The sequence below is a fragment of the Paenibacillus sp. J22P51 genome (assembly GCF_059692215.1).
In genome coordinates this window covers 539,865-555,608 of sequence record NZ_JCAUAZ010000001.1, presented here as the reverse complement: position 1 = coordinate 555,608, position 15,744 = coordinate 539,865, and the positions used below count along the sequence as shown (strand labels likewise).

The 15,744-nt window shown below is 44.9% G+C and carries 12 protein-coding genes; all 12 read left to right on the top strand.

From position 1 onward, the window contains the following. The first annotated feature begins 113 nt into the window (after window positions 1–113). The 12 genes from AC58QC_RS01960 to AC58QC_RS01905 all read left to right on the top strand — a co-directional run bounded on the left by AC58QC_RS01960 (window position 114) and on the right by AC58QC_RS01905 (window position 15,709). The gene (locus tag AC58QC_RS01960) at window positions 114–1,061 is read left to right on the top strand and encodes a sugar phosphate isomerase/epimerase family protein (protein WP_497413524.1); all 948 of its coding nucleotides are present in this window, start codon (window positions 114–116) and stop codon (window positions 1,059–1,061) included. A gap of 9 nt (window positions 1,062–1,070) precedes the next feature. Further along, window positions 1,071–2,813: a hypothetical protein gene (locus AC58QC_RS01955; RefSeq protein ID WP_497413523.1), complete on the top strand. Its 1,743-nt coding sequence runs from the start codon at window positions 1,071–1,073 to the stop codon at window positions 2,811–2,813. A gap of 14 nt (window positions 2,814–2,827) precedes the next feature. Beyond that, window positions 2,828–5,071 (top strand): glycoside hydrolase family 88/105 protein, encoded by a 2,244-nt coding sequence (locus tag AC58QC_RS01950; RefSeq protein WP_497413522.1) that lies wholly within the window; start codon window positions 2,828–2,830, stop codon window positions 5,069–5,071. Then, a complete protein-coding gene (locus AC58QC_RS01945; RefSeq protein WP_497413521.1) occupies window positions 5,065–5,820 on the top strand; it encodes an MgtC/SapB family protein in 756 nt (251 codons plus the stop codon). Before AC58QC_RS01950 ends, AC58QC_RS01945 begins: the two co-directional genes overlap by 7 nt. A 106-nt stretch (window positions 5,821–5,926) precedes the next feature. Continuing rightward, complete coding sequence (locus AC58QC_RS01940; protein WP_497413520.1) at window positions 5,927–6,772, top strand: glycoside hydrolase family 43 protein; 846 nt, start codon at window positions 5,927–5,929, stop codon at window positions 6,770–6,772. A 732-nt stretch (window positions 6,773–7,504) separates the two neighbouring features. Next, window positions 7,505–8,152 carry a chromate transporter gene (locus AC58QC_RS01935; protein ID WP_497413519.1) on the top strand — a complete coding sequence of 216 codons (648 nt, stop codon included), beginning with the start codon at window positions 7,505–7,507 and terminating at the stop codon, window positions 8,150–8,152. A 17-nt stretch (window positions 8,153–8,169) separates the two neighbouring features. Continuing rightward, on the top strand, window positions 8,170–8,706 hold the full coding sequence (locus AC58QC_RS01930) for a chromate transporter (RefSeq protein WP_497413518.1): 537 nt from the start codon (window positions 8,170–8,172) through the stop codon (window positions 8,704–8,706). Between the two features lie 42 nt (window positions 8,707–8,748). Then, the gene (locus tag AC58QC_RS01925) at window positions 8,749–9,723 is read left to right on the top strand and encodes a formylglycine-generating enzyme family protein (RefSeq protein WP_497413517.1); all 975 of its coding nucleotides are present in this window, start codon (window positions 8,749–8,751) and stop codon (window positions 9,721–9,723) included. Between the two features lie 222 nt (window positions 9,724–9,945). Then, window positions 9,946–11,970 (top strand): glycoside hydrolase family 13 protein, encoded by a 2,025-nt coding sequence (locus AC58QC_RS01920; RefSeq protein ID WP_497413516.1) that lies wholly within the window; start codon window positions 9,946–9,948, stop codon window positions 11,968–11,970. Between the two features lie 293 nt (window positions 11,971–12,263). Then, window positions 12,264–13,766, top strand: a complete 1,503-nt coding sequence (locus tag AC58QC_RS01915) for an extracellular solute-binding protein (RefSeq protein WP_497413515.1) — start codon at window positions 12,264–12,266, stop codon at window positions 13,764–13,766. 80 nt (window positions 13,767–13,846) lie between these two features. Next, window positions 13,847–14,803, top strand: coding sequence for an ABC transporter permease (locus AC58QC_RS01910; RefSeq protein ID WP_497413514.1), 957 nt, complete (start codon window positions 13,847–13,849; stop codon window positions 14,801–14,803). Window positions 14,804–14,830: 27 nt separating this feature from the next. After that, a complete protein-coding gene (locus AC58QC_RS01905) occupies window positions 14,831–15,709 on the top strand; it encodes a carbohydrate ABC transporter permease (protein ID WP_497413513.1) in 879 nt (292 codons plus the stop codon). The last annotated feature ends 35 nt before the right edge of the window (window positions 15,710–15,744 follow it).

The following is a 15,744-nucleotide window of genomic DNA, read 5'->3' as shown; positions in this document are numbered from 1 at the left end:
AGCATCCCCTTCAATGAAGTAAGGGAATTCTGACCTTTCTTTCATACATGTAGAACATAGCTTATGCTTACGATGCGAGTTTTTCTAGCGAAAAACTTTTAGGAGGAAGAGACATGATCGATAAAGGGGAGTATTCCTTTTCAACTTGTTGGAATATCAAGAAGCATACCGTAGGACGGGGTATGATTGAGGAAATTAAAGAGCTTGGCTTTCGCAATGTCGAGCTTAACTATAATGTGACTGAAGAGATGATGACAACGATTGAGCCCATGATTGAGAAAGGCGAAATCGGCGTCTCCAGCGTGCACAACGTTTTTCCATTCATCAATGATAAGGATTATGATACGGACTCCGTCATGTTGGGCTTCGATGATGAAGCGAAGCGTAAGCGTTCCGTGGAGCTGCTCATCAGGTCTATGGAATATGCAAACCGCTATGGAGCCAAAGCCGTGGTCGTACATCCAGGTGAAGTACCTTTTGACTATAACATTGATATAGATTTGAAGAAGCTCTATAGAGATCACGGAAAGGATTCTCCGGAGTATCAGAAACTTTGGAGTGTCATGATCGAAAGACGGGATCGCTTGAGCCCGCTGTATACACAAAGGATTCAAGAAAGCTTGGAGATAGTAAGCGAGCATGCAGCCAAAAAAGGCTGGAATGTCGCTATCGGAATTGAAACTCGCTCCAGATCGTATCAGATGCCTTCCTTGATGGAAGCCAAGACGATCTGCGAAAACCTGGCAGGCAGCCCAGTGTACTTATGGTACGATATCGGCCACGCGATGATGATGGATAGAATGGGTCTGTACGATAATCTCAAAGAACTGCAAGAAGTGAAGAAATATATCTATGGTGTTCATATCCATGAAACGCTGGAACTTGCCGACCACTGGTGTCCTTATGTTCACAGTAAAGATTTGCACTATTTCGATCATTTCCTTGAAGCCATTGATTATGCCAAAGTTAAAGTATATGAGCTGAAAGCGCTGTGTGAGCCTAATGAGATTCATGAAAGTCACAACCTCATCACCAGTAAAATTGCAGCTATGAAAGGGTAGGTGACCTACGTGGACGCTATTTATAATCGCTTAGTAACCCTGAATGATGAACTGACCGAAGCTACACTCTTAAAGCAAATTCTTGATCCTCAATCCAAATATTACGGTGGCATTCAGGATGAAACGGGCATTGCCCGAGCTAATCACATGAGCACGCCGCGTATGATCGCTGGGTGGACGTCTGCTTTAGTAAATCCAGATTCTCGTTACTATCATGATAACTTTCTTTTGAACGCGTTGGAGAAAGCTGTTGCTTTCATGCTGAACAGACAGCACGCAGACGGTACGATTTCACTGGGTTCAACGAATTATAATTCTCCTCCTGATACGGCGTTCGTAATAGGTGGTGTCACACAGATATACCAACTGCTTAACAAACATGACTGGGCAGAAGTGGCTCCTGTTGCAGATAAGCTGAAACTATTCCTAGAGCGCACGATTCCAGCCATGTTGACTGGCGGTTGTCATACACCGAATCATCGTTGGGTCATTACCGCTGCACTTTGTTTACTGTATGAGATTTTTCCGCTGCCTGAGCTTTTGGCACGAGCGGAAGACTGGCTGGCTGAAGGCTTGGACATTACCGAGGATGGTGAATGGACAGAGCGCAGCAATGGGATTTACAACGCGGTTAGCGATATAGCGCTCTATCATACGGGTCGTTTGATGAACCGTCCTGAATTACTCGAATGTGTACGTAGCAATCTACGTATGATGATGTACTTAATTCACCCGTCAGGCGAAGTTGTCACGGATTACTCAGGTCGACAAGATTTCGGTCAGACGGCTACTATGGCGAACTACTTTCCGGTTTACCGCTTAATGGCGGCGCATGATAAGGACCCTATATTTGCCGCTATGGCCGATTATGCAGGATCCTTCATCACAGGCTTCCATGAAGGCGTGAACAACCATCCTCTGATGAATATGCTTGTGTACCCGGAAGCGGATATTTCTCAGTTGGAACGAGCACCGCTGCTTGATCGTTATGTGAAAGTATTAAATGCACAGCATCCGATCAAGGAACATTTGCAACAAATTGATGCAGTAGGGCATCACATGCAAATCCAGCATAGCAGTATGCACCTCACTTTCGGAGCTCCGCTGGTTCGTATCCGTGACCTGGATCAAAGTGTAACGATCATGTCGCAGACGCCGTCTTTCTTCTCTCTTCGTCACGGGAAAGCAAGGCTGCTGGGTATTAAACTGTCAACTTCGTTCTCGCCAGGCATTGTGAAGTTCGCGGATCTGACAGCGAATGAAGGCGTATATAAGCTTGAAACGGTCCTGGAAAAAGGTTACAACGGCCCTATCCCGCGTCATTTGCTGCCTGAGTCATTGGAAGGCTCGACGCTCAGCCCTTGGTATTTGCTGCCGCATCAGCATCGCCCTATGACTCATCTTCAGAAGCTCGCGCTGCAAGCGGAAATCATGCAATCTGGAGATTCCGAATGGACAATCCGCGTATCTTCAGACGAGCGTGAAGATGTCTTTACGCAGTTGACCTTCATTTTTGGTAACGAGGGTACGATTCATGGCGATGATTTGCTCGCAGGTGAAGAAGGCAAGTTCTTCCTCAAAAGCGGTGCAATGAAGTATGAGGTCGAAGGGGATGTTATGGAAATTTCATCTGGCGCCTATGAACATTTCCTGCCAATCGTTCGTGAAGATCAGCATCCATCCGGATGTCAATATGTTCATGTCAACTTGGTTACACCTTATGATCGGACATTCAAGATCCGTCTACTGTAGAAAGGAAGTTTGTTATGACGATCTATTTTAATGAACAAGAGAGTATACAAACCCGTTTAGGGAATGACGATAAACGAACATTGAAAGTACTTGCTGATCGCTACATTGGTGCTAATCCTCCTGTACCTTTTGCGTTTCGAGCTTTTAGCCGAGCAGGTATTCTGCAAAATGGAAAAGGGATGTTTGATCTCGATTTGGGTCGCAGATTTCCTGAGGCAAAGCCTGGTCAATTTTCGTATGCGTATGCCTTAGTGTGGAGCGATGGCGAACGTAATTTGGATGTATTACTCAATTGCTTGGGTCCGATTCAGTTTTATTTCAACGATGAATTGACGTATCGTTCCAATGTCATTGACGAGATCAAGCAGGATGCCACTGTGAAGTTAAATGTGGACTTCGTGAAAGGCTGGAATCGTCTCTTCATCAAAGCGAATCATACCGCCGCTGGTTTCGGCTGCTTATTCGGTTCCGATGAAGCCAAGGTTCGCATTCTGAATGTGCTAGCGCCGTTTACAGAACGTCAAGGACAAGCGGGTTGGGTATTTTCTAAGCCAGTTGACATCGATATTTTCGAGGGGCGTTCCTTACCAGATGCGATGTCCTCAGAGACGAATAACGGTTTGAGTTGGCTGCCGACCTTAGAGTGGAACGAGGTTGAGAACTCGAAACCTGCCTGCGAGCGACTATATGGTATCCAGCCAGGTAAGCAGGCTTATGCGTGGACGAAGCTGAACAAGGTTAGCGCCCAGCAAGAAGCTGTCTTACTGCGTGGGCATGCAGCGGGTTCACTAACCATGTGGCTGGATGGCAAGCAGATTCTTGAGCATGCAGAAGAAGGCAGTTTTCAGGTAGAGGTTCCGCTATCCTATGGTCAACATGATCTTGTAATCCGGAGTGTTTGCGAAGATATCACGTGGGGCTATATGTTACAGGCGCAATTCGGAGGCGAGGCTGTCACATTAAGCGCGCCGTTGCAAGTACATGGCTCAGCAGATCCTTGGTTGTACCTAGGACCTCTGGACGCCAATGTTTCCTTAACATACGAAGATTTGGTGCGAACAGATCGCGTGTATGCGATGGACATCAATTCCGAAGCGAAGACCTACTGGCGCTTGGATCGTCCCGACACGTGGATTCGTCCTTACTATGAGAATGCCATGCTGAGCAATAAATGGACAGTTGGCAATGTAACGAATTATGCGCGTTGGGATTACCCGCTCGGCGTTACGATTTATGGACTGTTGCAAACAGGCCGTTTATTAGAGCGTTCTGACATTACCCAATATGCACTGGATCATGTTCAAAGCTGTACCGATATGTTCGCGTATTCCCTATGGGATCGTGAGCAGTATGGCTTCCCAGCGATCAATCAACAATTGGTTATGATGAAAATGCTGGATAACTGTGGCTCATTCGGCTCTGCGATGCTAGAGGCGTATCAGGAAGAGAAGGATCAAGGATTCATGGTCATTGCGGATCGTATTGCACATTTCATCCAGCATGGCTTGGAACGCAAGGAAGATGGCGCTTTTTATCGGATATGTCAGGATGAATATTCGGAAAATACGATGTGGGCTGATGATCTCTACATGAGCACACCGTTCCTGTGCCGCTATGCGAAAATAACTGGAATTAGTGAAGCGCTTGATGAAGCGGCGAAGCAGTTTCTGCTATTTCGCAAGTATTTGTATATGCCGGAAGAACGCATTATGTCGCACGTATTCGACTTTAAATATGGCATGCCAACGGGAATACCTTGGGGGCGTGGCAATGGGTGGACACTCTTCTCGTTGACAGAGGTGTTGGAAGCATTGCCAGCTACGCATGAAGCGCGGCCAGAGCTAATCGACTTCTTTAATGATCTGTGCGGGGGTTATGCAGATCTTCAAGCAGATAGCGGCCTTTGGCATCAAGTGTTAAACGATCCAGATGCTTATGAAGAAGCTTCGTGTACAGCGATGTTCGCCTATGCATTTGCGCGAGGTGTACGTTTTGGCTGGCTCAAGGAGCCGCAGCGGTTCATTGGAGCGGCATTGAAGGCGTGGGACGGTCTGACCAGAATCGCAATCGATGCGCAAGGGAACGTGCACGGTGTATGCAGCGGTTCTAGGTATGCGTTTACGGCAGATTATTATAAGAAGGATCTGCTTACCGTCAAGAATGACAATCATGGGGTTGGCATTATGATGCTTGCAGGTTCAGAAGTTGTGAAGTTGAACCAATGGCTCGCAGAACCGATTGAGGTTACGCAATGGTAATTGCTGCGAGTAGTGTATGGCAAATCAGTCACTTGGATCTCATCATTCGAATGGTATTGGCGGTCGTCCTAGGTGGTTTGATCGGTCTTGAGCGGGAATGGAACAATCATGCGGCGGGCTTTCGAACGCACATTTTAGTCTGTTTAGGTTCCGCGACCATCATGCTGCTGTCGGTGTACGGATTTTCCGATTTTGTGAATGAACCAAATGTCCGTATAGATCCCTCTCGGTTGGCTGCACAGGTTGTCAGCGGTATTGGTTTTCTGGGTGCTGGCGCCATATTACGAAATGGCAGTGTTATTAAAGGATTGACGACCGCCGCATCCGTGTGGCTGGTCGCCGCAATTGGTCTAAGCGTCGGTGCAGGTTTTATTACCGGAGCGATAGTCTGTACATGTTTAGTACTCATCAGTCTGTACGTCTTGAATAAATTGGAGAAACACATCCTTAGGCACCGTCGTACACATGAAGTGGAAATTATGATTAATGAACAACCTGGCTTCCTGAGTTCCCTGACCTCTCGCTTTGGGGAACAGGGTATACAGGTGACGAATCTCAAAATGATGCCAGACAGTGCTCCCTCACATGTAGCCGAGAAGGCTGGGAGTATCCCAGTGATGCATTTGGTGTTTAGCTTAAGATGTCGAAAGTATGAGAAGCTGATCACGGCATATGAGCATATTTCGGCTATGGATATTGTCGTCAGTATAGAAGCTAACAACTTCGTCTTTCATAAACAAGCGGCTTAAGTAAAATCCCGCTCTAGTCATGCGGCTAGAGCGGGATTCTTCAAGATAAAGCGCAGATATGTCTAGGAGTCCGCTAATTTATTCCACCGAAGGAGCATGAGCGAGTGTGTATGTATTCAGCTATTTTACAGAAAATGAAGAGAAATTATTTCTGGCTAAGAGTGAAGACGGATACCAATGGCGTGTAATGAACGGTGGAGTCCCTGTCTGGGAGTCACCGATTGGTACAGGGCAGCTGCGCGATCCCTTCATTCTGCAAGATGCTGAAGGCAAGTTCCACCTCCTGTGGACGGATGGTTGGAAGAGCAAAAGTTTAGGCTATGCATGGTCCCAAGATCTTGTCCAATGGCAGGATGCCAAGCTTATTCCCGTCATGGAGCATCTGCCTGAGACTCAGAATGCGTGGGCTCCGGAAGCTTTCTACGATAACGTCAAGAAGGCATACCGGATTATATGGTCCTCGACGATTGGAGCAGGAGCGAGAAATCATCGAATCTGGTCTGTGACAACGACGGATTTTAAGGTTTTCTCGGAAGCGCAGCTCTTTTTTGATCCAGGCTACAACGTCATCGATGCTACACTTACAGATCTTGATGATCATTATCTCATGTTGTTTAAAGATGAACGCGGACTGAACGGGAAGGGAACAGCGAACAAAGCGATTCGTTCCTGCATCGTGGCAAAAGAGTCGAGTGATACTCCAACAGTGACAGGTATATCCGAGTTAATAACTCCAGCGCTAACGGAGGGACCGACGCTATATCCTGTGGAGAGGGATGGGAGCAGGGAATGGATTCTACTCGTAGACGGATTCCAGGAGCATTATTATGGGGCCTTCCGCTCGAATGAACTCAGCACGTGGGACGATATTTCGGACCAGGTGCATGTGCCCAAGGGAGCTAGGCATGGTTCGGTGTTGAAGCTATGCAATAGTCATATTGACCTGACGTGAATCGTCAAATGTAAAGCCAAGCAATGGTTGCCCATCGCTTGGCTTTTTGTACCAGGATAATTGCCAAGCGGCTAGTTGCGAGAATGAGAATTGGATGGATAATTTGACTAATTGAGGCGCGGGAGTGGTGTTAGGGGTTTAGTTAGTCGAAGAAATCGACTAACTTGGGGCGCGTCGGTGACTCTAAGGGGCAAGTTAGTCGAAGAAACCGACTAACTTGGGCGCGACAGCGGCTCTAAGGGGCGAGTTAGTCGAAGAAATCGACTAATTCGGGCGCGACAGCGGCTCTAAGGGTTGAGTTAGTCGAAGAAATCGACTAATTCGGGCGCGTCGGCGGTTCTAGTGGGTGAGTTAGTCGAAGAAACCGACTAACTCGGGCTTGACAGTGGCTCTAAGTGGAGAGTTAGTCGAAGATATCGACTAACTTGATCGTGACAGTGGCTCTAAGTGGAGAGTTAGTCGAAGATATCGACTAACTTGGGGCAATGGATTAAAGAGGTCGAGCTGGACTCGCCTAGAGCAATCAAAATCCCCCCAATCGCTACCTTTATCTATCACTTAATATCAATTTGAATTAAACTAAGTGAAGCGATCGGATTAATGGAGTTAAATTTAGATGATTACCGCAGTTATAATTTCGAATAGGCCATCAGAGTGAAAATGTTTATTCCATTTTGAAGTAAAGTGAAGTATAATTGACTTACCATACAAATGGACAAAGGAGGAATCCATGTGCGAAAGCAACAACTACATCATTGTTTGGATATATTCTGGACATTTCTCAAAATCGGACCTTCCACGTTTGGCGGGGGATATGCGATGATTCCCGTCATTGAAAGAGAAGTGGTAGAAAAACGAGCATGGTTTGCTAAAGAAGAAGTATCCGATATCGTGGCAATAGCAAGCTCGGCGCCCGGCGGAATTGGCGTTAATGCATCAGCCTTTATCGGCTATCGCAAGGCAGGCATACCTGGAGCAGCGGCAGCCGTCATCGGCATAGCTCTCCCGACCTTTCTGATCGCTTTAGCAATCAGCATTTTCTTGATGTTCATGCAGTCTGAACCGAAGGTTGTGGCCGCATTCAAAGGCATTCATGGCGCCATTATCGGTCTCATCGTGTTGGCTGCGTACAACATGGCGCGCTCGGCTATTTTTGATAAAACAACGCTCGTAACGGCAGTTGGAACCGTAGCGGTCCTATTGCTGCTTCCAATTAATCCACTCTTTATAATTCTCATTGGTTTGTTTATCGGATTTGTTTTTGTCAAAGTGAAAGAAACGTTCGGATTCCAAATTAGATTGGAAAAGGACAAAGCACCTGTGCACACGTCCTACAACGGCTATACCTACTACGATTACTATATCGCGGATGGTATATAAGAGAGGTGGGGATGTAGATGTTGTGGGAGCTTTTTATTACGTTTTTGAAAATAGGATTCATGTCTTTCGGCGGCGGTTATGCGATGATTCCCATCATTCAACACGAAGTTGAACAGCATGACTGGATGTCTACTGAGCTTTTTGAGCAAAGTGTGGCCGTGGCCGGGATGGCTCCAGGTCCCATAGCTACCAATATAGCAACTCTGATTGGCTATCGAGCAGATGGGATTCTAGGCGCTGTATTTTCAACAATTGGCATGGTTCTACCGTCACTAGTTATTGTTCTTATTATTTCTTCTTTTTTTTATAAAATAGTTCAAAGCCGAGCGGTACACACGACATTTTATGGTCTGAGACCGGTCGTAACGGGGTTAATCGTCTACGCGGCTATTCATTTTGGTTTTTCGGACCGTATGCAAAATATCTTTACATGGCAGGTGTTATTCACCGTTTTGATCGCCGCTGGCGTATTTGTCGTTGTACACAAGTACAAATGGCATCCACTAGCAACGATTGTGTTGTCGGCGCTGGTCGGAATTGCTATATTTAGTTAATAGCATGCAATCTGATAGAACGAAAGTGAGAGGACGCCAGTTATGGAAACGAATAAACCAACCTGCTGTTCCGCCAGCCGTGCGTCATCCGAGCAGCCATCGACTCATTCAGATGTGTCAATATCAGTAGAGATACCTACGGCGGCGGGTTCAAAAGGCAAAGAAGGCATGGTGCTGATTCCTGGTGGTAAATTCCTTATGGGAACTGACGACCGAGAAGGCTTCCCAGCTGATGGTGAGGGGCCAGTACGTGAGATTACCTTAAAGCCTTACTATATAGACCCTTGCGCCGTAACGAATGCGGATTTCAAGCAATTTGTTGATGCTACGAGTTACAAAACGGAGGCGGAGTCCTTCGGTTGGTCGTTCGTTTTTCATTTGTTCGTGTCCGAAGCGACGGCGAAGCGTGTACAGAATACTGTACAGCAAACTCCGTGGTGGTGGGTGGTTGAGGGAGCAGATTGGCTGCACCCCGAAGGGCCAGACTCGCATGTAGAGGACCGCTGGGATCACCCGGTTATTCATGTTTCATGGTCGGATGCGATGGCCTATTGCAAATGGGCTGGCAAACGACTTCCAACGGAAGCCGAATGGGAATTTGCCGCGCGTGGAGGACTATCTCAGAAGCGCTACCCCTGGGGGGACGAGCTTAAGCCAGGCGGACGACATATGTGTAACATTTGGCAGGGCAAGTTTCCGGACAAAAACAACCAAAGTGATGGCTACGCGGGCACTGCGCCTGTCCAAGCATTCGAGCCGAATGCTTATGGCTTGTATAACGTATCAGGCAACGTGTGGGAATGGTGCTCTGACTGGTTCAGCCCGAACTACCATGTGAAGGGCAAAAGGGACAACCCGATTGGCCCTCCATCTGGAGATACGCGAGTCCTTCGCGGCGGTTCGTACTTGTGCCACCGTTCGTACTGCAATCGCTATCGCGTCGCAGCACGCAGTAAAAACACACCTGACAGCTCAACAGGCAATATCGGATTCCGCTGTGCGGCGGATGTAGAGTAGCGTGTAGGATTAAGCTGTAGTCATATAAAAGCCTCCTTTTCCGTTGGAAAGGGGGGCTTTTTGCATGTACCATCAAGGCACGGTTCGGATAAGGTGGGAGATAAAAAAGACAGATTAGAGTGATTTCGTGACAGTTCTGTGACTGTAAAGTAATCCCAAAATGCGATTATACTATATAATGTAAGCGCTAACATAAAGCTCATTTTGAAAGGAGTGTTGTTTATGAAAATCAGCAGAACGGGTCCAATCAAGCGTCTAAAAGCGCTGTCAATCTGTTTGTGCACATTGACTGTATTCGGTAGTTGTCTTATGTCAACAAAAGTGGTGAACGCTGCTGCCCAGGATAACAACGTCATGTGGAGTGGTTTATTTCATGACCAAGGACCTGTTTTTGACAATAATCTGGAGCCAACGAGTACACAGAGCGTAACTTTGAAGTTCCGTACGTTCGTCAACGACATCACATCCGCTAATATTCGTTACTTTGATTCGTCGGACAGTACATATCATTGGGTTGCCATGTCAAAAGTATCCAACGACGCCACAGGGATCTACGAATTTTGGCAGGGAACCGTGCCTGCTAGTAGTTCGACCAAACATTATCATTTTCAGATCAATGATGGTTCCAAAACAGTGTGGTACGATGCCAAGGGACCATCGGATACCGAATCTACCAATCGAGATTTCTTTATTATTCCCAATTTTAAGACACCTGATTGGATGAAGAATGGTGTTATGTACCAGATATTCCCGGATCGTTTCTATAACGGAGACACGACGAATGATGTACAAACAGGCACTAATCAGTATAATGGTAATCTTGCTGAGAAGAAGACATGGGGGAGCAGTGTTACTGCGGGGGCTGGTTATAGCAATAATCTGGTGTTCTTCGGTGGGGATTTGAGCGGAATCAATCAAAAACTCAGCTATATCAAGCAAACGCTTGGCGCTAATATCGTTTATATGAACCCCATCTTTCAAGCTCCAACCAATCATAAATACGATACAGAGGACTATTATTCGGTAGATCCTGCATTCGGAACGAATGCTCTCCTGCAAACGCTCATCTCTAACATCCACAGCTCAGCGAACGGCCCCCAGGGGTATGTGGTATTAGATGGTGTTTTCAACCATACCGGCGATACGAACCAATGGTTCGATAAGTATAACAAATGGCCGACACTGGGAGCTTATGAGTCACAATCGAGTACTTGGTCCAATTATTATAATTTCCAAACTTGGCCGACCACTTTCTCCACTTTCCTCACATCTTCTCGATTACCGAAATTGAATTTTGGCTCGACAGGTTCGGCCGTTCGCAATGCTTTATATAATAATAGCAATTCTGTTGCCAAAACCTATCTAGGGGCACCATACAGTATCGACGGATGGCGATTAGATGCTCCTCAATATGCCGATAAAGATGGAGGGAATGGAAATAATTCCACTAATCATACGATTTGGAAGGAATTCCGCAGCGCAGTAAAATCAATAAATCCTAACGCTAATATCTTAGGAGAATACTGGGGGAATGCGTCATCTTGGACTGCGGACGGCGATCAGTGGGATGGAGCTACGAATTTTGATGGGTTTACTCAACCAGTATCTCAATGGATAACGGGGAAAGATTACAGCAATAATACAGCATCCATTCCAACCTCTCAGTTCGACAGTTGGCTGCTAGGCACCCGTGCCAATTACCCAACCAATGTGCAGCAGGTGATGAGCAACCATTTGGGCAATCATGACATTACCCGATTCGGAACGAGGGCAGGAGGAGATATCTGGAAAACATATCTGGCGTTGTTTTTCCAAATGACGTATGTAGGGACACCAACTATTTATTACGGGGATGAGTATGGCATGCAGGGTGGTGCTGATCCTGACAATCGTCGTACGTTTGATTGGTCACAAGGCACGACTTCTAATGCGGCCGTTTCCTTAACGCAACAATTAATTGGAATTCGTAATCAGTATCCTGCCTTAAGAACGGGTTCTTTTATGACATTGTTGACGGATGATTCTGCTAAAATGTATTCTTTTGGTCGATTTGACAATACGAATCGGATTGCCGTTGCATTAAACAACGATTCTGCTCGAAAATCAGTTACGATTCCAGTCTCGAAACTTAGTGTTGTGGATGGAAGTACAATGACAGATCTAATTACAGGAACGCAATACACTGTTCAAAATGGTTCCGTAATCGTCTCTGTGAATGGACATTACGGTGCGATCCTCGCGCAATAAGTGTTTCAACCTAGTTCTCAATGACAGTTTTGTGTGATTATTCACCAGTTCTGTGTCTAGAAAATGGGCTCATTTTGGCTTAGTATTATAGTTGTAGTTAGGGTGGTTAATGAAAAAAGAAAACGACAATTTGGAAAATGATCATAACGTGAGAGGTGATGACTGATCCATTTGTTAATATCGAAAAAACTATTTTTTATAAACTGCCTTTAATGTAAGCGTGTTCAAATCCTGTTAGGTGCAATTCATGAATCTAATTCTTAATCATTTATTAAATTTAGGGGGTACACGAATTGACGAAAACCAGCGTACGTTTGGTACAAACATTGGCAGTAACCTCATTACTATCTGCATCACTAATTGGTTGTTCTTCTGCCGAGAAAGCGGCTTCCTCAACAAAAGCTCCAATGGACTTGAGCGTTATGTTTTACACATCAGCTAATATCCAGATTACGCCTAACGATAATGATGCTATCAAATTTTTAGAAAAAAAGTTTAACGTTAAGCTGACTATTATGGACACCCCAATCAATGATTACACGACAAAGCAAAACACAATTGTTGCTTCTGGCAGCATACCTGATGTGATGGTTTGGAACGCATTTCCCGATGCAGCGTTAAGCGGGTATTTAAAGCAAGGTGCATTTATGCAATTAGATAAATATATTGAAAAAGCGCCTAATTTGAAAAAATACCCACAAATGATTTGGGACAATGTGAAAGTAGACGGGCATTTCTATATGATACCGAGAGTGAGGCCGATTGTGCGTACAGGCGTCCTTATTCGTAAAGATTGGTTGGATAAACTTAATCTGCCTATTCCGAAAACGACAGATGACTTGGCCAAAGTCGCAATTGCGTTCACCAAAAATGATCCTGACGGCGACGGTAAAGAAGATACATATGGGATTGCCACGGATCCCAAACTATCCAATTTGAATCCACTGTTTGCAGCGTTCGGAACAGGAAACGGTTGGCTGAAACAAACAGACGGAACACTAGTAAACTCATTTGTTACACCAGGAATGAATCAGTCGCTTCAATTTTTACGTAATTTATACGCACAAGGAGCGCTAAGTAAAGACTTCCCAGTTCAGCAAGGAAACACTAGAAAAGAATTGCAGAGTGGGAAAGCGGGAATCCTCCTTGAAAGCTATATCATTGACTACGCCCAAGACATTGCCGCACTGAAGAAAGTAGATCCCAAGGCAGAACTTATCTATATCGATCCTCCTGTAGGACCTACTGGAACTAGCGGATACTTTGCAGGTAGCGGCAACGCTGCTGGATGGGTCATACCAGCAACTGCCAAACCTGAAAAAGTTGAAAAGATATTGGAGATTATGAACTGGGAAGCCAGTGATGAAGGCTACCATTTCAATAAATACGGTATAGATGGTATCCACAACACTAAGAATGCGGACGGTACGTTTACTACGAATGAGAAGTACATTAAGGATGACCTTAAAGAACTGATTATGGTTTCACCATATGACGTCTATAGCTATTCCGATAGCGGTGCGCCTTTGGAAGTCCAAAAGGTTCAACGAGATGCCCTTGATAAGGTTAAAGATAAGGGAATTGCCCCACCTATTACATCCTACATTTCGCCAACTCAAATACAGAAGAACGAAGAAATCAACAATAAGCTTAGGTATGATTACTTCACAAGAATTATTACGGGGCAGTTGCCAGCTAATGCTTTCGATGAGTTTGTCGCTAAATGGAAATCCGGTGGAGGCGACCAAATCACGAAGGAAACAAATGAGTTCTATAAATCGCAGGGGAATAAATAACGCTAAGTTAGCATCCTTTTCTGTTTCTCTTGCCGCCTAATGTGCGGCAAGAGAACTAGTATCATTGGGGGACGAAACCTATGAAGCCAATTTCAGGGCAATCCAGCTTGAATCAAGTGATAACGAATAAAACAACGAAACGGAGATTTACCTCCTTGTTTCAGGATTGGGATCTTTATCTGCTCGCTCTTCCTGGGATATTATTTTTTGTTCTATTCAAATACCTGCCGATGTGGGGAATTCTCATTTCATTTCAAGATTATAGTCCCTTTTTGGGGTTTTGGAAAAGTGATTGGGTAGGCTTGAAACAATTCAAGGAACTTTTTGCTTATGATCATTTTTGGGATTTGATGAGAAACACATTGTTGATTAGTTTTTATCAGCTTATCTTTTTCTTTCCAGTTCCAATCATTATTGCCTTAATGTTGCACGAAGTAAGTAAAACAGTCTTTAAGAAGCTGATACAGACAGTCATTTATCTACCTCACTTTATTTCTTGGGTTGTTATAGCCTCGATAACTTTTGTCTTGTTATCTGGCGGGGGAGTTGTCAATCATATCATTGAAGCGATGGGCGGCAAAACCATCAATTTCTTGTCTGAACCGGCCATCTTTCGAACCTTGATTGTTTCACAAGATATTTGGAAAGAAGCGGGCTGGGGGACTATCATTTATTTAGCGGCACTTGCAGGTGTCGATCCGCAAATGTATGAAGCAGCCGTCATGGACGGAGCGAACCGTTGGAAACAGTTATGGCATATTACACTCCCTGCGATTCGCAGCACGATTATCATTTTGTTCCTCTTGCGTCTAGGTCATATCATGGATGTTGGGTTTGAGCAAATTTTCCTTATGTTAAACAGTTTAGTGCGGAATGTGGGAGATGTTTTTGAAACTTTTGTGTATCAAAAGGGATTAGTCGAAGGACAATTAAGCTTCTCCACAGCTGTTGGACTTTTTAAATCAATTATCAGCCTAGTTGTTGTAGCTGTTGCGAATTGGTTGGTTAAAAAGGCTGGCGAAGATGGAGTTTATTGAACTGGGAAGGATAAGGAGGAGTACAGCATGATTCGAAATAGAGGGGTAGGCAGTCGGATTTTTGATAGTGCAAACTATCTCATATTATTCTTTGTAGCGCTAGTAACCTTTATTCCCTTTTATTATGTCATTGTCGCATCAGTATCACCAATCAAACAGGTACTTACTGAAAGCATTATTTTATGGCCGGAGAAGTTTACCTTTACGTCATACCATATGATTCTTACTACCCCGTCGTTTGTAAGAGCATTATTATTTACGATCTTTATTACTGTAGTAGGGACAGCCATTAATATGCTGTTTACCTCAACATTAGGCTACTCCTTATCAAAGAAGCGTTTTCGTGCTCGCAGGACTATTTTGATGTTAATCGTGTTTTCGATGATGTTTAGCGGTGGTCTTATCCCAACTTATCTAGTCGTTAAACAATTGGGAATGATCAATAGCTTTTGGGCTTTAATGTTACCTGGCGCCATCTCTGCGTTTAATCTGATAGTTTTGAAAAATTTTTTTGCAAGTATTCCAGAAGCGCTCGAAGACTCGGCGAGAATTGACGGCTGCAGCAACTTTGGCATTTTTATCCGAATCGCATTACCCTTGTCTCTGCCTGCACTTGCGTCATTTACGCTATTTTATGCAGTTGGAAATTGGAATCAATTTTTCGCGGCAATTATGTATATGAATAATTCTCGTTATTGGACGCTGCAGGTTGTTCTAAGGCAGCTTGTCATTATTGGCGACTCCACAGGCTACGGTCAGGTCCTTGATGATGCAAGTAAAACTGCGTTTCCTGAAACATTGAAATATGCTGCTATTGTGGTCGCCACATTGCCCATTTTGATGGTGTATCCATTTCTGCAAAAATATTTTGTTAAAGGGGTACTCATGGGTTCGGTAAAAGAATAGGAAGAACAAAAACAACAGATTGGTAGGATCCACAG